Below are 23,836 nucleotides of genomic sequence, written 5' to 3' on the forward strand. Positions count from 1 at the left end.
TTTCCCGGCACGCCAGTCATCCGGCGACCTTCATGTCCGTTCTTTTAGTCGCACGTTTCAGTGCGGCCTCGAACTCATCGGTCGCGACGTCCCAGTTGTGTCGTTGGGCCGTGTCGAATGCTTTGTCGCTCATGGACTTCCACTCGTCTTGGCGCATCGCGACGACCTTCAGGATGGCATCGGCCATCGCCTGCGGGTCTTCCATCGGGACGAGGATGCCGCCGCCTTCGCCGACCAGTTCAGGTGCGGCGCCAGCGGGCGTCGCGATCACCGGTGTGCGGCACGACATCGACTCCAGGATCGGCAACCCGAACCCTTCGCTGCGACTTCCGAACAGCCAGGCGTCGCACTTGCCGTAGTAATTCTTGATTTCGCTCTGCGGCGGACGGAACCGGAACTCGATGCCATCGGGCAGGGGGAGGCTCGGATGCGGATCGACGGCACCGATGCTCACCATTTTCAGGTCGGGCACCTTCTGTTTTGCGATTTCGTATGCCTTGAAGCTGATGTCGCAGCCCTTGAAATCGACCCAGGAGTACATCACGCCCACCGTCGGTATCGGCTGCTTGCCGCGCGGCGGGGCGGTGAACTGTTCGAGGTCCACCGCGTTGCTCACCAGTTCTGCGGTTGGGTCGTTGAACTTCTCGCGCGCCAGGTCCACCAGCCATTGGGCGACACAAACCTTGTGCATGGGCAACCGCCAGGTCGCCTCGACCTGATGTTCCGGGCCGGCGAAGGTCTCGAAGTGCTGAAGAAAGTAGACCTTGGCCCCTTTGCGGGCGGGGAACAGGTCCACCCATTCGGCCGTCTCCCACCAGGTGGCGATGACGACATCGGCATCGGGCACATCCGCCGCGGTGGCGGGGCGATGCTCGGGAAGAAACTTGAACTCGTAGTCGCGCGGGTACTTGTCCTTGTCGAAGTAGCTTTCGCTCGGCTGGGCACTTGCCGGGACTGGCTTCTTCAGAAGCTTCCACCGGAGGGTCTCACGCAGGGTCGCCTTCCGCGGCGGACGAGCGATCACCAGTACCTGGTGTCCACGCTCGGTGAGCTTCTGCGCGTAGATGTGAATAACGCGCTGCCCGCCGCACAGGTCGGCTCGTCCGACGAAGATCGTGATTCTCATATCGTTGCTCCTGCGCAATTCTATGTCTGCTTGCTTGTCGAAGGCGGCACCAGATCGTCAGGTTTTTGCGACGATCGATTCGTTGGGCTTAAAGCCTTCCATCGTCGGGGCGCGGTACTCGAAGTACTTCTTGAGCTTCAGGAAGTGCTTCTCATAAAGGTGCCAGCTCAGCAGGGCCAGACCGATCGAAAGCAGCATTGCCGTCACCACGTAAACAACGTACGCCAGCCAGTATGACCCGACCATCTGCTGGATTCGTTTCAGCGGATACTCGTGCATCATCCAGTGGTGCAGAAAGCTGTGGATCACGTAAATGCCGTAACTGTACTTCCCTAAAAACCGGAGGCTGGTGGCAGTAAAGACCCGGGTCAGAATGTTCCCCGGCTTTGCAGTGATCGTGAGCACCAGCAGTGCCGCAGCACCAACAGCGACGGTCGTGTAGCCGACGGCCTGGATCAACTTGTGTGGCTGGTAGGAGAACGACCCGTACTTTGCCACCATCGCTCCGCAACCCGCGATCGAAGCAAGCAGCACCCAGGGGGCGAATCGCCTGAAGCGGGACAGATCAGCGGCGATCCCGTTGACGGCCAGCGCCAGCAGCGATCCGATCGCGAGCGAGTCCATCCTGCAGATCGTCCAGAGGTAGGTCATCTGGGCGTTGATGTAAGTGCTCGGGAGCATTGTGACGCGGCCGATGCGAATGGCCAGTGCGCCGGCGATCATCAGCACGCAAGCCACCATCGCGCCACGCCGCCCGCAGAAGAACAGAACGGCCGGCCACACCAGGTAAAAGTGCTCTTCAACAGCAAGCGACCAGAAGTGCGAGAATGCCAACCAGTCGATCTGGATGAAGTTCTGAACGTAGAGCCAGAGGGCCCATTGGTCCTTATAAACGTGCTCGTACGCCGGGTCGCGACCAAACACCAGTGGCAGGATCACGAATGCGACCAGAAGGGTTCCGAAGTAAAGCGGGAAGATGCGGAGCGTTCGGCGGGCGTAGAAGTTTTTAAAGTAGCCCTTCGTGCCGACGGCTTCACAAAGAATGGAGGTGATGAGGAAGCCCGAAAGCACGAAAAACAAATCGACCCCGACCCAACCGGCACCCATGACACGCTGGACCAGGCTTTGAAGTCCCTTCGCCGCCGGATCGTAAGCGACTTGGGAAAAGTGAAAGATCAGGACGAGAAGGATGGCCAGCCCGCGAATGCCGTCCAACGCTGGTATGTGAAGGCTGCGTTTGGGCTTATGCGCAGCGGAAGCGGATTGCGTGCCGGCGTGTCCGATTGAAGCGGGCATGCCGGCACCCGTGATCGGTGCAGGGGTTGTAGTTGAAACGGACGACATTACGAAGGCGGTTTGGCCTATCAGACTTATCGCCTTGAGGCTGGTCGGGCATGAATGTACACCGATCGCGGGGAAATGGCAGCGGATACCGGACGCCCTTAAGTGGAGGCTACATAGGCCTGGAATCCGTGTGTGTTCCAGCTAACGCATTGAGCATTGATCGTTATCCCGCCAGATTTGAGGGACAAATCTAGACACTTTGCTCATACGTGACTTAGATTGTCCGATGAACCTCCCTCATCGCGCGAGAACTGTCGGTCGAACGAATCACACGCCGATGTTCGTCCGATGACTGTGCAGCGAGATTCCCTCTGCAGGCGTTACCGTTCTTTCGTGAGGAACGGTAGCCGCCGCAACCGAGATTGGATGACCCATGAGCCTGGATTTGATTAACCCGATCGACAAAAACGCGCTTCGCAACGAGTTCCAGAATGCCAAGCCGGTCCCCTGGTTCAAGATCGACAACTTCCTCAAGGCCGACTTCGCGGATGCGTGCGAGGCAGCTTTCCCGACGTACGACGAGGTGCAGAAGCTGGGTGTCACCTTCACGAACATCAACGAGAAGGGCAAGTTCCAGGTCTCCGACAGCCGTAAGATGCCGCCGGCGCTCAAGCAGCTCAACGATCTGCTTAACGGCAAAGAGTTTCTCGAACTGATGGAATACGTCACCGGCATGCCAGCCCTGTTGCCCGACGAGAAACTCGTCGGCGGCGGTCTGCATTCGACCGGTGCCCGCGGCCACCTCGACGTACACCTGGACTTCAATCAGCTGAAAGACCGCGGCTGGCACCGCCGGCTGAACATCCTCGTCTACCTCAATAAGGGCTGGAAGGATGACTGGGGTGGAGAGTTCGAGTTATGGGACAAAGACGTGCAGGTCTGTCACAAGACGTTCCTGCCGATCTTCAACCGCTGCGTGATGTTCAACACGAACGAAGTGAGCTTCCACGGCGTCAATGCCGTCAAGTGCCCGGACGGCCAGGCCCGCAAGAGCTTCGCCGCGTACTACTACACGGAGAAGGCACCTGCGGAGTTCAAGGAGTTCCACGACACGATCTTCAAGGCGCGTCCCGACGAGAAGCTCAAGAGCGTGATGATGCCCGTCGGCCAGGCGACCAAGGGAATCCGCAAGTTCCTCCAGCGCGGGGCGAGCAAGTTGAAGTCGGTCGTCAGCGGCGGCAAGTAGTCGGCCCTTCCTAACACTGTACTGAATGCGGCCGCGACACATGGTGTCGCGGCCGCTTCTGATTCTGCCGGAGACTCGAAACGCCGAAACCGGCGCGATTCGAACGAGGATCAGTGTGGCTCTGCCAGTGATTCTCGGACGCATCGGCTGAAGTTTTGCCGGTCGTGCCGATTGGCGAAGTTCGACCCGCGCGGCAACCGGGGGAAACACATAATTATCGGTGAATCTGGCCTCATCGTGCGACGTGCTCATCCGATGTCACAGGCATGAGCCAGAAAGCCCGCAAGCCAGGCAGTATGCGCGACCGGTCCGATGCTCAGTGGTCCGGCGCGCAGGTTGAAACCCATCCTTTGCTGGTTGCGTTCGCCGACCCGCCGACGCCGTTCGGTGGCTTTGCCGCGACCCCCAACGCGATCGACCAGGCCATCGCCGAGGTGCTCGAAGACCGCACCATGATGTCCACCGTCACGCTGACCAATGGCGTGCTGACCATCGACGCAGCCGGTGACGCGCGCCTCAAGGCGAACGTAACGCAGAACGCCGCCGCCGATAAGATTCGTGTTTTTGCCTCTGGCTCGGATGACCGCCGCCAGTCATTCCCCAGGGTTCAGGTTCGCGAGATCGAAATCATCGGTTCCAATGGCGACGACAGCATTCATCTGGCCAAAAATGTGAACGTGCCTGCCGTGATTCAGTCCGGCGAAGGCAACGACCGGATCGTCGGCGGTGCCGGCGATGACGTGATCGACGCCGGTCTCGGCAACGATAAAGTGAAGGGTGGGCGTGGGGACGACATCCTGGCGGGCGCCGAGGGTGACGATCTTCTCCGCGGCGGCGACGGGAATGACGAACTTCGCGGCGGCGAAGGTGCAGACACGCTGGCCGGCGACGACGGCAACGACACGATACTGGGACAGGCGGGCAATGACCGCATGTTAGGCGGGGCCGGCAACGACACCCTGACCGGTGGCGAAGGCCGTGACCGATTCTACGGTGGAGCCGGATCCAACGACCTGACCGACAGTTCCGCCGGCGATCGCGGCGGCCGCTCGCAGCCTCCGGTCATCGGCGACGGCAATTCCACCAACAATGGCGGAAGCACCGACAACACCAACCCGACGCCTCCGTCGACCGATACGCCCGATCCCACCGACGAAGTGCCGGGCAACAACGGCAGCAACAACGGCTCGTCCAACAACAACGGATCGACCAACGGCAGCAACAACGGCGGCAACACCAGCAACAACGGCGGCAGTACCACTTCGGCGGGCGCAAACAGCTCGGGCGACTGGGGCGGCGCGTTCGACGCCTCGCAGGCCAAAAGTGCCGCGCCAAAGGCGGTGCTGCGCTTCGTGGCCGGTTCACAGTCAGGCCCGGCCGGCCACACCGTGAACGTCAACGCCAACAGCACGCAGTTCTTCAACGGCGATTTTATCGGCGCCAGTTTCGAGTGGGACTTCGGCGACGCCGGATCGGAATACAACAAGCTGATCGGATGGAACGCCGCGCACACGTACGACAAGCCCGGCACCTATACGGTCAAGCTCACGGTGACGGATATCGGCGGTAAGTCCACGACCGTCACCAGTACGGTGCTCATCACGCCTGATGCGCGGGAGTCGATCTTCGTGGATGCCAAGTCTGGCAACGACAACAATGACGGATCGAGCGACGCCAAGGCCGTCCGCACCCTTGAGCGTGCGTCTAAGCTCGCGGGCGATAACACTCGAATCCTGCTCAAGAAGGGGCAGACGTTCGAAGTAAGCGATTCCATTCGCATCGCCGGCCGGAATGTGATTGTCGACTCCTACGGTCCCGGCAGCAGTGCACCGACGATCAAGAAGATCGCCGGCCTCGGCAACAGCATCTTCTACATTGCCCCGACCGCCACCGGTTTCATCGCCCAGAACATCTGGCTCGACAGCATGTGGGACTTCGCCAGCGCCTACGGCAAGAAAAAGATTCCGGCCGAAGGCTTTACCGTCACGGCCGACAACTTCACCGTTCGCAACTCGGCGTTTTTCAACATCAACACCGGCGTGCAGACGGAGACCGGTCCCACCGGCGTGCTCGTGCAGAAAAACTACTTCTCGCACGGCATACGGTCTTATGGCATCTGGGCCCAGGGGTACGATCACGCTTACCTGGGCAACGTGATGGTCAACAGCCAGGTGGAACACCTGATCCGCGCCGATGGCGCCGACGGTAAAGGCGTCATCCGTGTCCTCATCCATGACAACGACCTGTCGCGGACCGTTGACAACGGCAAAGGTACCATCGAGCTGCGAACGGCCAGTTGGTTTTACGTGTCCGACAACCGCATCAAAGGCGGAACGCTTCGGGCGGGCCTGCAGGCGATCGACCAGACCCAGTTTCCCAACTGGGCCGCGTACAAAACCGAGTACGGCGTCATCGAGAACAACATTACGGAGAAGGTTTACATAAATATCCGTCCGGGCACCGACCACTTGGCGATTCGCAACAACGTCGTCAGGCTCGACGATTTCTACGCCATCCAGCTAGAGAACATCGAAGCCGGCTACGACCAGGTCCGCAAGACCGAAGACGTCCGCATCGAGCGGAACACGGTCATTTCGATGGGATCGACGGGGCAGTTCCTGCGGGTCCACGGCAAGGCGTCGGGCGTGGTGGTCAAAAACAATCTCTACGTCGCGCCGCACCTGAACCTCGACGGGAGTGGCCGTACCGCGGCAATTTCTGTCTCGTCGGTCGGCGACCTCAGCGGTTTCGTGGAGATCAGCGGCAACGTCTGGCCGGACCTGGAAGGCAACAGCAAGCAGGGCGGCCTGAACTACGTCGGCCCCGACATGCCGATCCGCACCGGTTACAAGGATGCCGACGACTGGGAATCCCTCCCCCAGGTCAAAAGCGACGTCTACCGCAACGTGACGCTCGGCAATGGTTATCAGGCTCGCATCGGGTCGGTCGCGGCGGGAAGCTCGGTCGCCAAGGCGGCGTAGCACCGGGCCGGAGCAACACGCCGTCGGATTCTGGGGAGCGACAGGGGGGATGACGCGGGGGCGACGCGGCGCGTGAAATACTGGAATGGAACGCGCCGCGCCAAGGGGGCTGTGCGATTCTTCTGCGCGCCGCTACAATTCTTGGACCAACTGACTCACACCGTCGATAGCGCTTCACAGGTTGTTCCCAACGCGTTTCCAGCCAACTCGAGCCGCGCAGGTTTCGCGTTACACCCGTTTAAAGGCACTGGCGGATTCGCGCCGGTTGTCGTAAGTGTGGCGGTATCAGCCGAACCGGCTGTCGAGTCGCCACTTGAGAAGCACCCGCGTACCGCCGATGAGGGATCGTCGAGCCGCATTTTCCCGATCAACCGGGATGCGGATCGGCAAGGTCCGATAGCGAGCCGTGCGTGCCCATGAACTTTATGTCAACTTCCGCCAGCAATATTCCCGCCGCACCGGCTCCCGTCCGCGAGGGGATGCCACCGGGACGCCCGAGTAATTCAGTGAACGGCACAACAGAACCGCTCGAAGAAACAATCATTCAGCCACAAAAAGGCTGGATCGCGATCGACTGGCACGAATTAGGTCGCCAACGTGAGCTGCTTTACTTTCTCGTCTGGCGCGACATCAAGGTTCGCTACAAGCAGGCCGCCCTGGGCGTGCTCTGGGCGGTGCTCGTGCCAGTGGTGCAGGTCACCATGTTCGCGCTGATCTTCGGGTCAGGCCTGAGCCTCGCGAGCAAGCTGGGTGCGAACTTCGACCCCAAGCAGTATCCGATTTACATTTTCTCCGCGATGCTCGGCTGGCAACTGATCAGCCGATCGATGTCGGACGGCGGGCTCTCTCTCGTCAACCAACAGAATCTGCTGACCAAGATCTATTTTCCAAGGTTGTTCGTTCCGTCGGCTTCGGTGGGCGGGGCGATGTTCGACCTGGCGATCTCGCTGCCGGTGTTCATCCTTGGCATGGTCATCTTTAAGGTGCAACCGACCTGGCACCTGGTGTTCTTCCCATTGCTCGTGGTGCATGCGGCGATGCTGGGTGCGGGGCTGGCCTATACGCTCGCCGCGCTTACCGTCACATACCGCGATTTCCGCTTCATCATTCCGTTCTTCAACCAGATCCTGATGTGGATCAGCTTCGTGATGATCCCCGTGCCTGAAGCTTGGCTGAACAACACCAAGTGGAGCATCCTGTTCCACCTCAACCCGGTCTATGGCATCGTCGCGGCGTTCCGGCGGGTGCTGATGGACCTGTCCTATGGTTGGTCCTGGTCGTATTACCTGTGCTCGCTGGCGATCACGATCGGCGTGTTCGTCTTCGGCTTGTTCTACTTCAGGAGGACCGAGCGACGGTTCGCAGACATCGCGTAGGGTCCGCCTTGGCGGACGCGACGGGTTGGGTCACACGATTACGACAGGTCCGCCAAGGCGGACCCTACGAGTTCAGCACTTATGTCCGACAAGCCAGTCATCTCCGTCGAAAACCTCGGTAAGGCCTACTTTCTCGGTAAGGCCGCCGACAAGCATGCAACCTTTGCCGACGTGCTCGTGGGAGCCGCCAAGGGAGCCGTTCGCCGCTTTACCGATCGGGTTGCCGACGCTTCGAAATCCTCGGACGCGTACTGGGCGGTCCGCAACGCCTCGTTCGACGTCAATCGTGGCGAAGTTCTCGGCTTGGTGGGTCGCAACGGGGCCGGTAAGAGCACGATGCTGAAGATGCTCAGCCGTATCACCGAGCCGACCGAAGGCCGGGCTGTGATTCGTGGTCGCGTCGCCTCATTGCTGGAAGTGGGAACAGGATTCCACCCTGAACTGACCGGCCGCGAGAACATCTTCCTCAATGGCGCGATCCTGGGCATGCGCCGGACCGAGATCACCCGCAAGTTCGACGAGATCGTCGCATTTTCCGAAGTCGAACAGTTTCTCGACACGCCGGTGAAGCGCTACTCGAGCGGCATGTACGTTCGCTTGGCGTTCGCCGTTGCGGCGCACCTGGACCCTGAAGTGCTGATTGTTGACGAAGTGCTTGCCGTCGGTGACGCGACATTCCAGAAGAAGTGCCTCGGCAAGATGGGCGACGTCATGCGGGCGGGACGAACGGTCTTGTTCGTCAGCCACAACATGGATGCCGTCACCAACCTTTGCACGCACGTCGTGCTGGTGAACAAGGGCAAGGTCAGCGATCGGCTGCACCCCGAAGACGGCGTCAAGCAGTACCTGGCGACCACCGCCGAAGGCATGGGCGTGCCGCTGTCGCAGAAACAGCGCACCCAGTACAAGCCTCGGCCTGCGGTTTTCACGGATCTGAAGATCGAAACCGAGACCGGTCACGATCGCGTGCTGCACACCGGCGGGCGAGTCCGTTTCGATATTGAGCTCAGCGATTGCCAGGACATCAAGGCCGCAACAGTCGGGCTGGCGATCTCCGATAACCGCGGTAAGCGCGTCGCGCTGTTCCATTCGATGTATCACAGCGGGCTCTGGATTCGCGGCGCGCAGTCCGGCCGGATGACCCTCGAGGTCCCCAGCCTTCCGCTGACGCCCGGCAACTATTACGTCGAACTGGTCATGGCCGATGATCAGGGGTACATCGATCGCGTCGAAAGGGCCGACAAACTTGATATCGTGTTCGGAGACATGCTCGGCACGGGAAAGATCCCCAGCGCCAGTCAGAGCGTGGTTGTCCTGCCCGCCCACTGGGATATCGCCGGCGGCCTGGACCGTGCGGCAGCGTCGGACATCCCCGGCGAAGTCGGCGGCGTTCAGGCCTACCAGGGTGGAAGCGACGTCAAGGCCGGCGGCGCAATTGCGATGAATGCGATTCCTGCCGCGGTTTAGTGCCGGTTACTCGTCTGATCTTCCATGCGAATTGTTCACCTCAGCACCTCCGATACCGCCGGCGGCGCTTCGCGAGCGGCGTATCGCGTGCACACCGGTCTCAAGGGGCTGGGGCACGACTCACGCATGTTCGTGCAGAAGAAGTGGTCGGTGGATCCGACTGTCACCGGGTTCACCCCCTCCGGTGGACTCGTGGACCGCCTGCGCGTTCGAGTCCGCCAGCGCCGCATCACCGCCGATTTCGCACCTTATCCCGGCAAACGACCTCCCGGGGCCGAGCCCTTTGCCGACGACCGAACGCCCTACGGCGATCAACCGCTTCGAGGGCTTCCCGAGTGCGACATCATCAATCTCCACTGGGTCGCGGGTTTCGTCGATCACCTGCCGTTCTTCGAGACGTTCAAGCGACGATTCCCGAAGGTCCCTCTCGTCTGGCGGCTGGCCGACATGGCGCCGGCGACGGGTGGCTGCCATTACGACCGCGGCTGTGGACGATTTAAGGCTCAGTGCGGCGCGTGCCCTGAACTCGGATCGAACATCGACGCCGATCTCTCCCGGCAGATCTGGCAGCGCAAGCACGACGCACTGGCGAATGTCGGCGACGCCGGGATGCACATTGTCGCCACCAGCCGCTGGGTCGCGGAAGTCGCCTCTCAGTCGTCGCTGCTCGGTCGGTTCAAACGAACCATCATTCCCAACGCACTCGATACGAGTGTTTATCAGCCGCGGGACAAAGGCTTCTCGCGTGACCTGCTGGGCATTCCGCGGAACGCAAAGGTCGTGCTGTTTGCCGCCGATTCGTCGAAGCATCCCCGCAAGGGCTTTGCCCAGCTGACCGAGGCGCTGGAAGGCATTCGCGGCGTGGACAACCTGACCCTCGCAAGCGTCGGTGGCGGCAAACCGGCGATCGGCGGAAACATTCCGCTCATCAACGTCGGCAAGGTCGATGACGATCGTGTCCTTTCCATGGCGTACTCGGCGGCAGACGTCTACGTCATTCCTTCGCTCCAGGAAGCTTTCGGGCAGACCGTCATCGAATCCATGGCGTGTGGAACGCCAATCGTCGGGTTCGCGTCCGGCGGAATCACGGACACCGTCCGCCCCGGCCAGACCGGACTGCTGGCGCCCACGGGCGATGTCGGTGCGCTGCGGCAGGCGATTGTTGACCTGCTACAGGATGACGCGGCACGCCATCGCCTGGCAGAAACCTGTAGGGCGACGGCGCTGGCCGAATACGCGTTGCCTGTTCAGGCCAGGCAGTATGAAGCGTTGTACCGGTCGTTGCTCGGCAATTCGTAGCGACCGGAGACTTGGGCGCGACCATTTTTCCGGGCGGTATGGAACAAACGGCGTTTGTGCAGCGGAAATGCAGGCTGAAAGCCCGCACCACAATTGCCGCCCGGAAAACTGATCACGCCCGGCGAACCGTGCTTCCCGCGTGCGTTGGAGTGTGACTTATGCGCATCACCGTTGTTTGCAGTGTCTACCCTCCGGCCCAGGCGGGCGAAGCCGCGCACGCCGCCCATCTCTGCAAACATCTTGTCGCGGCAGGTCAGTCTGTCACGCTCATCACCAGCAAGATCGACGGCGTCACACCGGAAGGTGAAGGCTTCGCGATCAACACCGACATGAAGAACTGGGGTTGGAGCGAAATGCGGACGCTCAAGCGTGCGCTGGGACAAAGCAGGCCCGACGCCGTGCTGCTGATCTATCTCGGGCCGATCTATCGGCGGCATCCGATGATCACCTTCCTGCCAACGTTCTGCCGGGGGCTGAAGCCAAGGCCGGTCGTCATCTCTCAGTTCGAAAACACGCCCGGTGCCGACCCGACGACAATGGAAGCGCGGTTGGGGCGAAAGCTGGCGTCCATCTGGGCCGGCTCGGCCGGACTCGAGTATCGCTACGGCACCCTGCTTCGTGATAGCGACGCCGTCATCACCCTCTGCCGTCCGCATCTGGACGTCCTCGCGGGGTTCTATCCCGCGGTCGAGAAGAAGTCGCGCGTCATTCCCGCGCCGCCACTCCTCGAAGTGCTTAGTGACCCCGACGGGACGATCAGGGCCGAAACCCGCAGAAAGCTCGGCTACACCGACGACGATTTTGTTGTCAGCTATTTCGGCTTCATCTACCCGCAGAAGGGCGTCGAGACCGCGATCGAGGCCGTCAGCTTCGCTGCGGCGAAGGTGCCGAACATCAAGCTGCTGTTGATCGGCGGCAGCCCGACGGGCGCGGATCAGAAAGATCCCGGTTACGCCGGTCGCATGCGAAAGATGGCCGACGACATGGGTTTGGCATCAAGGGCGACCTGGACCGGCCACATCGCCGAGGAGACCGATGTCTCTCGGCACCTGCATGCGTCGGACGTCAGTCTGATGCCCTTCGTGCAAGGGATTCGGCTCAACAACAGCTCCTGTGCCGTTGTCACGAGTCATGGCCTGCCGGTGGTTGCCTCGCGCGGCGAAACCTTGGAGCCGGAGTTTGTCGATCGGGAGAACGTGTTGTTGTTCCCGGCCGGTAACTCCCGCGCCGCCGCCGACGCGCTGTCCGAGGTGGCGAACGATCCATCACTGCGACAGAAACTGCGAAGCGGTGCGGCGGCATTTTCGCAGGGTCGTTCATCCTGGACGGCCGTCATCCGTCAGACCCTGGAAGTCTGTCGGCCGGCTCCCGCTGCCTGAGAGAAGTGACGCCAAGCCATCAAGACGAAAATTGTCGTTCGCCAATGGTTCCTGCCCCGTTGCACACAGGGCCGTTTCCACTATTGTCACCGCCGCGTTTCGCCGAAAAGAAGGTGTGCGCAACGAACCACACATCGGTTCGTGCGGGTCTCGTTTCTGGTGCCCCATTAGGTCCCTTTGCCTCGAATTGTTATGCAAGCCACACAACCCAAGAAAGCGCTGATCACCGGTATCACCGGCCAGGATGGTTCTTACCTGGCGGAGCTTCTGCTGGGCAAAGGGTATGAAGTCCACGGCATTATCCGCCGGAGCAGTTCCTTCAATACCGATCGTATCGAGCATCTGTATGCCGACCGGCACATCACCGGGGCCAAGATGTTCCTGCACTACGGCGACCTGGTCGACGGCATGGGCATGCGTGAGGTGCTCAGCCGCGTCAAACCCGACGAGGTCTACAACCTGGCGGCCCAGTCGCACGTCCGCGTGAGCTACGATCAGCCGGTCTACACCGTGCAGGCCGATGCACTGGGTACGATGAACCTGCTGGAGGCGATCCGCGATACGGGTCTGCCGACGCGCATTTATCAGGCCAGCAGCAGCGAGATGTACGGCAAGGTGCGGGAAACCCCGCAGACCGAGTTGACGCCGTTCCATCCGCGCAGCCCGTATGCCTGTGCCAAGGTGTTCAGCTATTGGCAGACGGTGAACTACCGCGAGGCGTACAACATGTACGCCGTCAACGGCATTCTCTTCAACCACGAGTCGCCGCGCCGTGGCGAAACGTTCGTGACCCGCAAGATCACCCGCGCCGCGACGCGCATCAAGGAAGGTTTGCAGGACGCCCTGTACATGGGCAACCTCGAAGCCAAGCGCGACTGGGGCTTTGCCGGCGACTACGTCGAGGCGATGTGGCTGATGCTGCAGCAGGACAAGCCGGAAGACTACGTCATCGCGACCGGCGAAACGCACAGCGTTCAGGAGTTCCTGGAAGTCGTCTTCAGCCAGCTCAATCTAGACTGGAAGCAGTACGTGAAGCAGGACCCGAAGTACTTCCGCCCGGCGGAAGTGGATCTGCTCCTCGGCGACGCGACCAAGGCCAAGAAGAACCTCGGCTGGACGCCGAAGGTGACGTTCAAAGGCCTGGCCGACATGATGGTCAAGGCCGACTGGGAACTGGCGAAGCGCGAACGCGTGATCGCCGAGTCGGAAGGCAAAAAGGTCGGCAGCAAGCGGTAGTAGGTCGAGGCTTCTCAGTGACACGGGCTTCCAGCCCGTGCGAGCGGCGCCTGAGTAGTTGGTTGCTCATACGCCGCTCCTCAATGATCTGATACGACAGGTAGTCTCGACTACACCATCGCCCGCACGGGCTGGAAGCCCGTGTCACTGATAGGGCCGTCCAATTGGACCCCAACTATGATCTCGAAGACAGATCGCATCCTCATCACCGGCGGCGCCGGGTTCCTGGGCAGCTTTGTGACCGCCAAGCTCAAGAGCCTGGGTTACAACGACCAGGTCGTCCCGCGCCGGAAGGACTACGACCTGACGCGCCAGGACGCCGTCGAAAAGTTGTATGCCGATGTGAAGCCGAATGTCGTGCTGCACCTTGCGGCGGAAGTCGGCGGCATTGGGGCCAATCGTGAGAACCCCGGCCGCTACTTCTACGCCAACGCCACCATGGGTATTCATCTCATGGAAGGTGCGCGGGTGAACAAGGTGAAGAAGTTCGTGCAGGTGGGCACAATTTGTGCCTACCCGAACATGACGCCGGTGCCGTTCAAGGAAGAGAACCTGTGGGCGGGTTTCCCCGAGGTCACCAACGCGCCTTATGGCATCGCGAAGAAGGCGCTGCTGACGATGGCGCAGGGTTATCGCGAACAGTACGGTCTGAACGCGATCTACCTGTTGCCGGTGAACCTGTACGGCCCGCGCGACAACTTTGACCTGCACTCGTCGCACGTCATTCCGGCGCTGGTGCGCAAGTACATCGAGGCCCAGAACCGCGGCGACAAGGAAGTGGTTGCTTGGGGCACGGGCTCGGCGAGCCGTGAGTTCCTGTACGCAGAAGACTGTGCCGAAGGCATCGTGGCGGCGATGGAGAAGTACGACAAGCCCGATCCGGTGAATCTCGGCAACGGCCGGGAGATCAAGATCAAGGAGCTGACCGAGATCATCGCCCGGCTGACGGGTTTCCAGGGCAAGATAGTCTGGGATGCCACCAAGCCCGACGGCCAGCCACGCCGTTGCCTCGATACCTCGCGGGCCAAGGCCGAGTTCGGCTTTGAAGCCAAGACGACCTTTGAAGACGGGCTGAAAAAGACGATCGACTGGTACCGGGCGAACCCCTTGCCCGCGACCAAGACCGCCTGATCCCGCCGCCGACATGGAAGCCGCCGCGCCGATCGTTTCCGTCGTCATGCCCGTCTACAACACGGCGGCTTATGTCGCGCAGACGATCGAAGCGATCCTCGCCCAGACGTTTCGCGATTTCGAACTGCTCATCCTGGACGACGGCTCGACGGACGATACACCGGCGGTGTTGAAGCGGTACGCCGCTTTGGACTCGCGGATCCGCATCATCTCGCGAGAGAACAAGGGTATCGTCGCCTCCCGGAACGAGTTGATCGCGGCCTGTCGCGGCAAGTACATGGCCGCCAACGACGCCGACGACCTATCCGTGCCGGATCGTTTCGAGAAGCAGGTGGCATACCTCGAGTCGCACCCAGAATGCGTCTTGCTCGGCTCGCGCGTGGTCGTGATGGACCCGTACGGCTCGCCAAGCTACATCACCGATCACAAGCTGACGCACGAGGACATAGAGAAGCAGTTGCTCGGCAACGGCGGCGGCTGGGCGGTGGTGCAGTCGTCGATGATGTGCCGGACAGAGGCGGCTCGAAAGGTCGGCGGCTATCGCGGGGAGCACCCGGTGTTTTCGGAGGACCACGACTTCTACCTTCGGGTCGCCGAACTGGGCAAGTTCGCGAACCTGCCTGAGCCGCTGACCTGGTATCGCCGGCATTACAGCAGCACGACGCGCACCTACTATCTGGAGAAGGTCAAAAGGCACGCCGAGACCCGCGAGAAGGTGCTGCGGGAAGCTCACCAACGGCGCGGCTTGCCTTTCCCGGCCGACTGGACCTTTTCGCCGATCACCGCGCCGCCGCGCGACGAGCAGGCCCGCCTCTGGGGCTGGGCGGCGCTGAAGCACGGCAATATCGCGGTGGCCCGAAAACACGCGAAATCGGCCGTCCGATACGGGCCCTTCAAACTGGCATCCTGGAAGCTGCTCCTGACGGCGTTTCGGCGATCGGCCGATACAAAAGGGCAGGTGTTTCCGAATGCGTATCGGTAGAAATCTGCCGTAGCACGGGCTGGAAGCCTGTGCCGCGAACTGTGATCAGTCTGGAGTATCACCGAAGTGAGTGACCCGTCCGAGAAAAGTCCGACCGTCTCCGTCCTGATGTCCGTTTACAACGGCGGGGCGTACCTGCCTCCGTGCATCGATAGCATCCTCGGCCAGACGTTCAAGGACTTCGAGTTCATCATTATCGACGACGGATCGAAGGACGATTCTCCCGCCGTGCTGAAAGAGTACGCCGACCGCGACTCGCGCATTCGGCTGGTCGTCCGAGCGAACAAGGGGCTGACGAAAACGCTGAACGAGGCGTACAAACTGTCTCGCGGCAAGTACCTGGCACGGATGGACTGCGATGACGTCGCCGTGCCCACGCGATTTGCGGCGCAGGTGGCATTCCTCGGTGACCATCCGGATGTCGCCTGCACCGGTGGATACTTTCAACTGATCGACGGCGAAAGCCGGTTGCTGACGACGCTCAAGCCGCCGACCGATGACGCGGCGATTCAGGCTGATTGCCTTGCCGGGCATAACCCGATCTGCCATCCGTCGGCGATGATCCGCCGCACCGCGATGGACGCCGTCAACGGTTACGACGAGCGGTTCAAGACGACGCAAGACCTGGACCTTTGGCTTCGACTCGGTGAAGTCGGCAAGCTGGCGAACGTCCCGGAAGTGGTCCTGAAGTTCCGCCTGCACGAAAGCAGCGTGAGCGAAACCAAGCGGCAGGAACAGCGCAAGGCCGGCGAGCTGGCGTGCAGCGAGGCGTGGGAACGCCGAAAACTGCCCCCGGAGCGACGAAAATACGAAGCAAGCGAGCCGTGGCGTCCCGGAAAGGACCGATCAAGTCGGCACCAGCACGCACTGCAGTACGGCTGGTGGGCGTACAACAGCGGCGAGAAGAAGACGGCGCGGCACTACGGATGGAAAGCGATCGGCGCCAAGCCGCTGAGCCCCAAGGGCTGGAAGCTGGTCGCGGTTGCGACGCTCAAGTAACGGAATGCACATGCGAGCATCGAACATCGAACATCCAACATCGAACGCCGAACGGCTTCGGCATTCTGTGTTCCATTCGATGTTCTGCGTTCGATGTTCGATGTTCGATGTTCGCCTCTAGAATCGCCGTCGACCTGCTATGTCCACCTCTCCCGCCATCTCCGTTCTCATGCCGGTGTACAACGCCGAGGAATTCGTAGCCGAGACGATGGACTCCATCCTCGCGCAAACGTTCCGCGACTTTGAGTTCATCTGCATCAATGACGGATCGAAGGACGGCTCCCTGGCGGTGATGCAAAAGTACGCCGACCGAGATTCGAGGGTGAAGATCATCAGCCGGCCGAACACGGGCCTGGTACCCGCGCTGAACGAAGGTCTTGCCGCTTCGCGCGGCAAGTACGTCGCCCGCATTGACTCTGACGACCTGTCGGCCCCCGAGCGGTTCGATCTGCAGTTCACGCGAATGGAAGCCGAGCCCGAACTGGTCGCATTGGGATCCAATGCCAACGCGATGGACGAGTACGGCAACCTTCTCGGTTCGTACGACAATCCGCTGACGCACGAAGCGATCGAAAAGGCACACCTGCTTGGCATGTCGAGCATTCATCATCCGGCTGTGATGTTTCGGCCTGATGCCGTACGACGGGTCGGGGGGTATCGCAAAGAGACCTGGCCGTGCGAGGACTACGATCTGTGGATGCGCCTCGGCGAAGTTGGCCGATTGGCGAACCTGCCGCAGCGACTGCTCACGAAGCGCCTGATGAGCAGCAGCATCGTCGCTACTACGCTCGATCGGCAGGAAGCCAAGCAGTTGCTCGTCCTCACGGAAACCTGGAAGCGCCGCAACCTTCCCGGCGAGCCGAAACTGCCCCGGCGTGAGCTCAATTCCCAGGGGGACATGTTCCGCCAGTGGGGTTGGATGGCGCTCAAGGCCGGGCACCTGAAGACATCGCGGCGGTACGCGATCAAAACGCTCAAGGCACAGCCCTTCAAGAGCACCTCATGGAAGCTGCTGGCATGCGCGATTCGCGGGCGGTAGCCGCGGGGTTGGCCGATTGCAGGCCGTTCTCGATGCCATGGTGAACGCTCGGTTCACAGACGCTTTGGCAATCCTTATACTCCCGCCTCGATAGTCATTTGACACCTCCCTCGGAATCCGCGGAGCGAACCCCATCATGGCCTATCTGCTCGGTATCGACATTGGAACCAGTGCTACCAAAACCCTGATTTGTGACGGCAAAGGGAAGGTAATCGCGACCGCGATGGCCGACCACCCGATCTACTCGCCCAAGCCCGGTTGGTCGGAACAGGAGCCTGAAGACTGGTGGAAGAGCACTTGCGACGCCACCAAGGCCGTGCTGAAGAAGGCGAAGGTCAAGGCGACGGATGTCGGCGGGATCGGCCTGTCGGGCCAGATGCACGGATCGGTCTTTCTCGATAAGAATGGAAAGTCGCTCCGGCGTGCCCTGCTGTGGAACGACCAGCGAACCGCCGAACAGTGTGCAGATATCGAAGCCAAAGCCGGCGGGCGAGAAGCGCTGATCGGCATGGTCGCAAACCCGGCCCTGACCGGCTTTACTGCTCCCAAGATCCTCTGGCTGCGCGATAAAGAGCCGAAGGTGTACGACAAGGTCAAGCGCATCCTGCTCCCCAAGGACTACATCCGCCTGCGGATGACCGGCGAGTACGCCACCGAAGTCTCCGACGCCAGCGGCATGCTGCTGCTCGACGTCCGCAACCGCACCTGGTCGGACAAGCTCTTGTCGCTGTTGGAGATCGATAAGGCGATGCTCGGCAAGCTCTACGAGAGCCAGGAGATCACGGGAACCCTGCACGAGGAAGGCGCCAAGGCCCTGGGATTGAAGCCCGGCATTCCGGTGGTTGGTGGCGCGGGCGATCAGGCGGCCGGGGCCGTCGGCAACGGCATCGTCAATGCGGGCATCGTCAGTGCGACGCTCGGCACCAGTGGCGTCGTCTTTGCCCACGCCGAGCAACCGACCCTCGATCCAAAGGGTCGCGTCCACACGATGTGCCACGCAGTTCCGGGCAAGTGGTGTATCTTCGGCTGCATGCTCTCGGCCGGCGGCAGCTTCCAGTGGCTGCGAAATACGCTCGGATCTTCCGAGATCGCGCTGGCCAAAAAGAAGGGTGTCGATCCTTACGAACTGCTGGTGGATGAAGCTGCGACCGCACCGGCCGGCTGCGAAGGGCTCTTCTTCCTCCCATACCTCACTGGCGAACGCTGCCCGCATCCCGATCCCACCGCCCGCGGGGGCTGGATCGGCATCACCGCTCGTACCACCCGGGCCATGCTCATCCGCTCGCTGCTGGAAGGCGTCACCTTCGGCATGCGAGACGCACTGGAAATCATGCGGCAGATGAATGTCGCTGTTACCCAGGTGCGCGCCAGTGGCGGCGGGGCCCGCAGTGCGTTCTGGCGGCAGCTGCAGGCCGACATCTACAAGTCGCCTATCGTCCTCACCAACGCGGCCGAAGGTCCGGCATACGGCGTAGCGCTGTTGGCGGGTGTCGGCACGGGAGCGTTCAAGAGCGTTGAAGAGGCCTGCAAGGCGTCCATCAAGCAGACGTTGAAGGTTTCCCCCAACAAGAAGTCGGTCGCAAAATACGATCTCAGCTTCCGAACCTACGACAAGCTGTACCCCGATCTGAAGGAACGCTTCGGCGAGATGGCCGCCCTGGCAGAGTAGTCGGCGATCGCTTGAATTGAGACGCAAAGCCGCCCCGGTGTGTCACGCATGTGTCACACACCGGGGCGGCTTTGTGTTGATCAGGCGCCAGTCTTCGGAGGTTACTGGTCGATCCGGGCGTACCAGAACCCCTCGCCGCCAGTGGTTGCCGGGTTGATGCTCTCGACCCGGCCGTCAAAGAAAGTGATGTTGCAGCGGGCGGCTGCATCGTATTCGGGCGTGCCGTACTGGAGGGCATCAACCTTCCCGTGTCGGCCCGACATGCGGTCGTCGTCGCTTTGGGCAGTGTCCTGTTTCCGCATCACGCAATAGCTGTCGTTCGGGCCCACTTCCTCGTAGATCATGACGCGTTGTGCGGGCTGCTTGACCCGGCGCATCAGGTAAAGGATGCGAAGGTCGCCGCCCTGGGCGTCCTGCAGGATGACGTTCGCCGAGTCCCTGACTTCGGCCCTGAGATACCAGTTGATCGAGTAGCTGAAGTTGCGGTCGACCGCGCCCTTGTTGCCCGCGCTAACCTGTACTTCGAGGCTGTCCGAGGGGCACCAGATCATCCGCTGCCGGGAAGCCGACGTATCCGGCGACAATGCCGGCGCGTTTACACCGGAAGGGCCGCCGTCGAGGTACTTCCAGATCGCGCCGACTTTAAGGTTGGCCTTCTTCCCCGGATCCATCGCCCAGATGCAGTTGCGGGCGGTCCAATCATTGGTCGGCTGGTCGCCGGTCTTCGACGGTGACGGAAGGCCGCCGGCATGGTCCGCCGCGAACGCGATGCACGCGTTGTAAAGCGTCCGCATGTTGGTCTGGCACCCGATATTGCGTGCATGAGAGCGCGCGCGACTGACGGTGGGAAGGATGATTCCCACCAGCAGGCCAATGATGCTGATGGCGACAAGCAACTCGACAAGCGTAAAGCCGCCCGGCCGATTGCGCTTTCGCAAGAGCGAACCACTGACAGAGCGGCGGAAGGGAGTGCCCATGATGGCCTCTGGAGTTGTGTTTTCTGGTAAACGAGCCCGACGCACGATCGCCGAGGACGTCTGTACCGATTGAAAAACAATGACGACGAATACGAAGTGTTGCCCGGACCACCCTATTCTAACGTCTCGGTTGCCGTATGGTTAGCGAAATCATGTCCGATTCGGCCGAACCTGCCGGGCTCGACCTTTCGAACGAGTCATCCATGCAACGTCTGCGCACCCAAGGTATACTCAGAAGGGTAGAGGTCGATCAGCAGGTCCATGTTTTTGCCTTCGCTCCGATCCGGTAAGTAGGCGGCGACGTACTGTAAAGTAGAAGCCCTCTCGGCGATGGACATTGCGTAACGTCTGCTGATCGCCGTTCAGTGAGATCACGTCTTCAGAAGCGCGGAGTTGAAAAATGTGGCGTACTCAATCCCTTCGCAGGGTTCGTCGGCGGTGTGCTTTCACGCTCGTCGAACTGCTCGTCGTCATCGGCATTATTGCGCTGCTGATCTCCATTCTGCTGCCGTCGCTGGCTAAGGCCCGCGAACAGGGCAAGAAGATCGCGTGCCTCAGTAATCTGCGATCCTTCGGCAATGCTTTGAACATGTATGCCGGCGAAAACAAGGGGCGTGCACCGATCGGCTACGCCGGGCAGAAGCACGCCGGCTACATGGTTCATCAGGGAGGTTTTTCGGTCCTGGGAACGCTCTGGCTGACCGGACACCTGCAGGCCGGTACGGCGGCGTACTTCTGTCCCAGCCAGGAAGACGTGCGTTGGCAGTACCAGACCAATGAGAACTTCTGGCCACCGCCATCCCCGAGTGGCGTTCTGACGCGCCTGGGCATGACAGTGCGTCCCGAGGTTCAGTTCGGCGGTACAGGGGTTCCGGCGACGGTTCCATTTTCCTCGACGAACGACGCGCCGCTGTTCCGAGGCAAGTGGCCGCAGCTCAGCGGGTTCAAGGAAAAGGCGATCGCAGCCGAGATGTTTGGCGAGCCCATGAACGCCGGCACAGTCGGCGTCTCCCCCACGCTGCCGCGCCATGGCGCGTTTATCAACGTGCTGTTTTCGGACTTCAGCGCTACGGCGATTAACACGAAAGGTGTCGATCCGGCGGATGGTGAGTCCATCGACACGCTTCTGGCGAAACTCGCGGCACTTAAGGCCGTGCCCAGCGGCGCTGCGATGAACGATATCTATCTCAATCCAAACGTCACCCCAAACCGCGGTATTTGGGCGAAGTTTGACAAGAGCAAGTAATGGCGTTCCCGCAATTTGAGCCCATGTGCTGACTGCCTGCAGATCTTCGTCCCTAACCGAAAAATAGTACGCTCGCCCCGGCCACTGCCATCACAGCGGCGAGCCAGATGTCCCAGCCAATGCGCGTGCGATAGCGGATGATCGTCACCGGGATTGCGAACAGCGGACTGGTCGCGACCAGCGTGCTGACAAGGCCCGCCGGCGTCGTCTTCAACGCCGCCACGTAGCAGGACATGCCGATGAACGGGCCGAGCAACGTGCCGACGCAGATCCGGCTGAGGACGTGGGGATCGCGGAGCAGCGCGAGGGTCTCGGGAATTTTCCGGCGGACCAACGGCGCGAGCCACAGGAAACCGCCCGCGACACCCACACGAACGAAAGTTGCCATGTAGGTGTCCATGGGCACGGTTGCCCCGGCGAAGGCCTGCCGCCCGGTGACGGCACCGGCGGCCATGCAGATCGCGCCACCGATCGCGCAGAGAATACCCGTCGCCGTGACATGGCCCGGCTCGTCGCCGCGGGTGGTTTTTCCTGGCGTTTCTTCCTGGATCGACTCGACGTCGCCGGACTCGCCACCGGCCAAAACGGGGGCCGGTGACAAGGCTTCCGAGCCTGGTCGCGCATCCGGCAGACCAGCGGGTAGGGTGGAAAATCCGCGTTGAACCGGCCGCCGCTGTCCGGCCAGGACGGCGTAGGAAGTCGCGCCGAGGATGATCATGACGCCCAGCAGCGTCGTGCCGGAGAGGACTTCTCCCAGTGCCAGCCAGCCGATGACAACCGCGACAGCGGGGGCAAGAACGAGTGTCTGGGTTGTTCGTCGCGGCCCGAGCGAAACGAACGCCTCGTAGATCAGCACGTCGCCTATGCCCATGCCGAGCAAGCCGGAGACCGCGAGCCAGGCTGCCTGTCGCGCATCAGGCAGCGCCGGCCACTTTCCGCTCTGCAAAGCCATGACCCCGATCACGACGGCCAGCAGGACCGACGCCAGCAGGCTGCGAAGCAGCACGACAGGAAACGAACCGATCCGACGGCCCGCGCTCGCCATGAACATCGGCGACACTGCCCATAGAGCAGCGGCGGATAGTGCAAAGAACGGACCGGGGCCGAACACAGTCATGGCGTAATCAGCTGGTGATTGAAAGACGCGAACATCGCGGAGCGGACCGCTTAACCCTCGGCGACGCTCGCCAGCACGTCGCGGTCGCGAACGCCGACGAGGTACAGGATACCGTCCAGCCCGAGCGTGGAGATCTTGTGCCTTGCCGACTGTGCCACGACCGGCTTGGCGTGAAACGCGATTCCCAGCCCGGCGACGGCGAGCATCGGCAGGTCATTGGCGCCGTCGCCAACGGCGATCGTCTGACGCAGTGAGATGTTTTCCTTCGCCGCAATCTCCTTGAGCAACTGCGCCTTACGCTCGGCGTCAACGATCTCGCCTTTCACTTTCCCGGTCAGTTTGCCCCCGACGACCTCGAGATCGTTCGTGCAGACGTGGTCGATGCCGAGTTTCTGCTGCAGGTATCTCCCAAAGTAGGCGAACCCGCCGGAGATGATCGCGGTCTTGTAGCCGAAACTCTTGAGGGTTGAGATCAGTCGCTCCGCGCCTTCGGTCAGACGAAGCCGGTCGGCGACACGCTGCATGACCGAATCGCTCAGCCCTTCCAGCAGTGCGACGCGCCGCGAGAGCGATGTTCGGAAGTCCAGCTCCCCGCGCATCGCCTCTTCGGTCACCGCCGACACCTGCTCGTACACGCCGGCCTCGCGGGCCAGTTCGTCGATGACCTCGGCCTGGATGAGCGTCGAATCCATGTCGAATGCGACCAGGCGGCGCATGCGGCGATAGACGTCGTCGTGTTGCCAGGCGATATCGACAGGATGCTGCTGCGTGATCGCCATGATCGCCGCCCGGAGATCACTTTCGTTCTTCGGCTTGCCGCGCACGGAGAACTCGACGCACGCCCGGCGGGGCTTGCCGTCGTCATTCCGTGGCGGCCGCCCTGACAGCCGGGTGATGATGTCGATGTTCAAGCCCTGCTCGGCGATCAGCGATGACACCGCCTGGACGTGCCGTGCGTGCAGCTCGCGGGCGAGCAGCGTCAGGATGTACCGGGGCTTGCCCTCGCGGCCGACCCACGCATCGTACTCGGCGTCTTCGACGGGCGTCATGCGAAGCCGCAGGCCTTCGTGATGGGCCGTGAATAGCAGGTCCTTCAGCACGTTGGTCGATTCGACGGACCGCGAGATGCGCACGAGCATGCCCAGCAGCAGCGTGCGGTGGATGACGGTCTGGTTCAGGTCGAGAATCTGGATGTCATGCTGCGCGAGGATGCCCGAGAGAGAAGCGGTAAGTCCGGGGCGGTCTTCACCGGTGACGTGGAGGAGGAGAATTTCTTGCATCG

The 23,836-nt window shown here is 61.5% G+C and carries 18 protein-coding genes; 13 read left to right on the plus strand and 5 right to left on the minus strand.

Translation table 11 applies throughout. The annotated features are described in order from the left end of the window. Positions 1 to 16: 16 nt before the first annotated feature. Both IPV69_RS17035 and IPV69_RS17040 read right to left on the minus strand, forming a co-directional pair. On the minus strand, positions 17 to 1,126 hold the full coding sequence (locus tag IPV69_RS17035; protein ID WP_206290914.1) for a glycosyltransferase family 4 protein: 1,110 nt from the start codon (positions 1,124 to 1,126) through the stop codon (positions 17 to 19). A 57-nt stretch (positions 1,127 to 1,183) separates the two neighbouring features. Further along, entirely contained in the window at positions 1,184 to 2,422 is a 1,239-nt protein-coding gene (locus tag IPV69_RS17040; RefSeq protein ID WP_206290915.1) for an acyltransferase family protein, read from the minus strand. A 421-nt stretch (positions 2,423 to 2,843) separates the two neighbouring features. Here IPV69_RS17040 and IPV69_RS17045 point away from each other — a divergent pair, with 421 nt between their 5' ends. The 12 genes from IPV69_RS17045 to xylB all read left to right on the plus strand — a co-directional run bounded on the left by IPV69_RS17045 (position 2,844) and on the right by xylB (position 19,214). Continuing rightward, positions 2,844 to 3,656, plus strand: a complete 813-nt coding sequence (locus IPV69_RS17045) for a 2OG-Fe(II) oxygenase (protein WP_206290917.1) — start codon at positions 2,844 to 2,846, stop codon at positions 3,654 to 3,656. Positions 3,657 to 3,922: 266 nt separating this feature from the next. Further along, the gene (locus tag IPV69_RS17050; protein WP_206290924.1) at positions 3,923 to 6,637 is read left to right on the plus strand and encodes a PKD domain-containing protein; all 2,715 of its coding nucleotides are present in this window, start codon (positions 3,923 to 3,925) and stop codon (positions 6,635 to 6,637) included. Between the two features lie 506 nt (positions 6,638 to 7,143). Beyond that, positions 7,144 to 8,013 (plus strand): ABC transporter permease, encoded by an 870-nt coding sequence (locus IPV69_RS17055; RefSeq protein ID WP_206290925.1) that lies wholly within the window; start codon positions 7,144 to 7,146, stop codon positions 8,011 to 8,013. Positions 8,014 to 8,094: 81 nt separating this feature from the next. Beyond that, positions 8,095 to 9,480 (plus strand): ABC transporter ATP-binding protein, encoded by a 1,386-nt coding sequence (locus IPV69_RS17060; RefSeq protein WP_206290927.1) that lies wholly within the window; start codon positions 8,095 to 8,097, stop codon positions 9,478 to 9,480. Positions 9,481 to 9,504: 24 nt separating this feature from the next. Further along, the gene (locus IPV69_RS17065) at positions 9,505 to 10,779 is read left to right on the plus strand and encodes a glycosyltransferase family 4 protein (RefSeq protein WP_206290928.1); all 1,275 of its coding nucleotides are present in this window, start codon (positions 9,505 to 9,507) and stop codon (positions 10,777 to 10,779) included. A 158-nt stretch (positions 10,780 to 10,937) separates the two neighbouring features. Then, complete coding sequence (locus tag IPV69_RS17070) at positions 10,938 to 12,158, plus strand: glycosyltransferase family 4 protein (protein WP_206290929.1); 1,221 nt, start codon at positions 10,938 to 10,940, stop codon at positions 12,156 to 12,158. Between the two features lie 192 nt (positions 12,159 to 12,350). Next, on the plus strand, positions 12,351 to 13,394 hold the full coding sequence (gene gmd / locus IPV69_RS17075; protein WP_206290930.1) for a GDP-mannose 4,6-dehydratase: 1,044 nt from the start codon (positions 12,351 to 12,353) through the stop codon (positions 13,392 to 13,394). 177 nt (positions 13,395 to 13,571) lie between these two features. Next, positions 13,572 to 14,525 (plus strand): GDP-L-fucose synthase family protein, encoded by a 954-nt coding sequence (locus IPV69_RS17080; protein ID WP_206290931.1) that lies wholly within the window; start codon positions 13,572 to 13,574, stop codon positions 14,523 to 14,525. 13 nt (positions 14,526 to 14,538) lie between these two features. Beyond that, positions 14,539 to 15,507, plus strand: a complete 969-nt coding sequence (locus tag IPV69_RS17085; RefSeq protein ID WP_206290932.1) for a glycosyltransferase family 2 protein — start codon at positions 14,539 to 14,541, stop codon at positions 15,505 to 15,507. Between the two features lie 66 nt (positions 15,508 to 15,573). Then, on the plus strand, positions 15,574 to 16,506 hold the full coding sequence (locus IPV69_RS17090) for a glycosyltransferase family 2 protein (protein WP_206290933.1): 933 nt from the start codon (positions 15,574 to 15,576) through the stop codon (positions 16,504 to 16,506). A gap of 139 nt (positions 16,507 to 16,645) precedes the next feature. Beyond that, on the plus strand, positions 16,646 to 17,545 hold the full coding sequence (locus IPV69_RS17095; protein WP_206290934.1) for a glycosyltransferase family 2 protein: 900 nt from the start codon (positions 16,646 to 16,648) through the stop codon (positions 17,543 to 17,545). A 136-nt stretch (positions 17,546 to 17,681) separates the two neighbouring features. After that, the gene (xylB, locus tag IPV69_RS17100; RefSeq protein WP_206290935.1) at positions 17,682 to 19,214 is read left to right on the plus strand and encodes a xylulokinase; all 1,533 of its coding nucleotides are present in this window, start codon (positions 17,682 to 17,684) and stop codon (positions 19,212 to 19,214) included. 101 nt (positions 19,215 to 19,315) lie between these two features. Here xylB and IPV69_RS17105 read toward each other — a convergent pair whose 3' ends face one another. Continuing rightward, positions 19,316 to 20,191, minus strand: a complete 876-nt coding sequence (locus tag IPV69_RS17105; protein ID WP_206290936.1) for a type II secretion system protein — start codon at positions 20,189 to 20,191, stop codon at positions 19,316 to 19,318. Positions 20,192 to 20,591: 400 nt separating this feature from the next. On the opposite strand from IPV69_RS17105, the gene IPV69_RS17110 reads away from it, so the two are divergent. Then, on the plus strand, positions 20,592 to 21,437 hold the full coding sequence (locus IPV69_RS17110) for a type II secretion system protein (protein WP_206290937.1): 846 nt from the start codon (positions 20,592 to 20,594) through the stop codon (positions 21,435 to 21,437). 52 nt (positions 21,438 to 21,489) lie between these two features. On the opposite strand, the gene IPV69_RS17115 is transcribed toward IPV69_RS17110, so the two are convergent. Both IPV69_RS17115 and serB read right to left on the minus strand, forming a co-directional pair. Next, complete coding sequence (locus IPV69_RS17115) at positions 21,490 to 22,554, minus strand: DMT family transporter (protein WP_206290938.1); 1,065 nt, start codon at positions 22,552 to 22,554, stop codon at positions 21,490 to 21,492. 50 nt (positions 22,555 to 22,604) lie between these two features. Next, positions 22,605 to 23,834: a phosphoserine phosphatase SerB gene (serB, locus tag IPV69_RS27725; RefSeq protein WP_206290939.1), complete on the minus strand. Its 1,230-nt coding sequence runs from the start codon at positions 23,832 to 23,834 to the stop codon at positions 22,605 to 22,607. Between the last annotated feature and the right edge of the window lie 2 nt (positions 23,835 to 23,836).

It is taken from the genome of Humisphaera borealis, from assembly GCF_015169395.1.
Classification (GTDB): Bacteria; Planctomycetota; Phycisphaerae; order Tepidisphaerales; family Tepidisphaeraceae; genus Humisphaera; species Humisphaera borealis.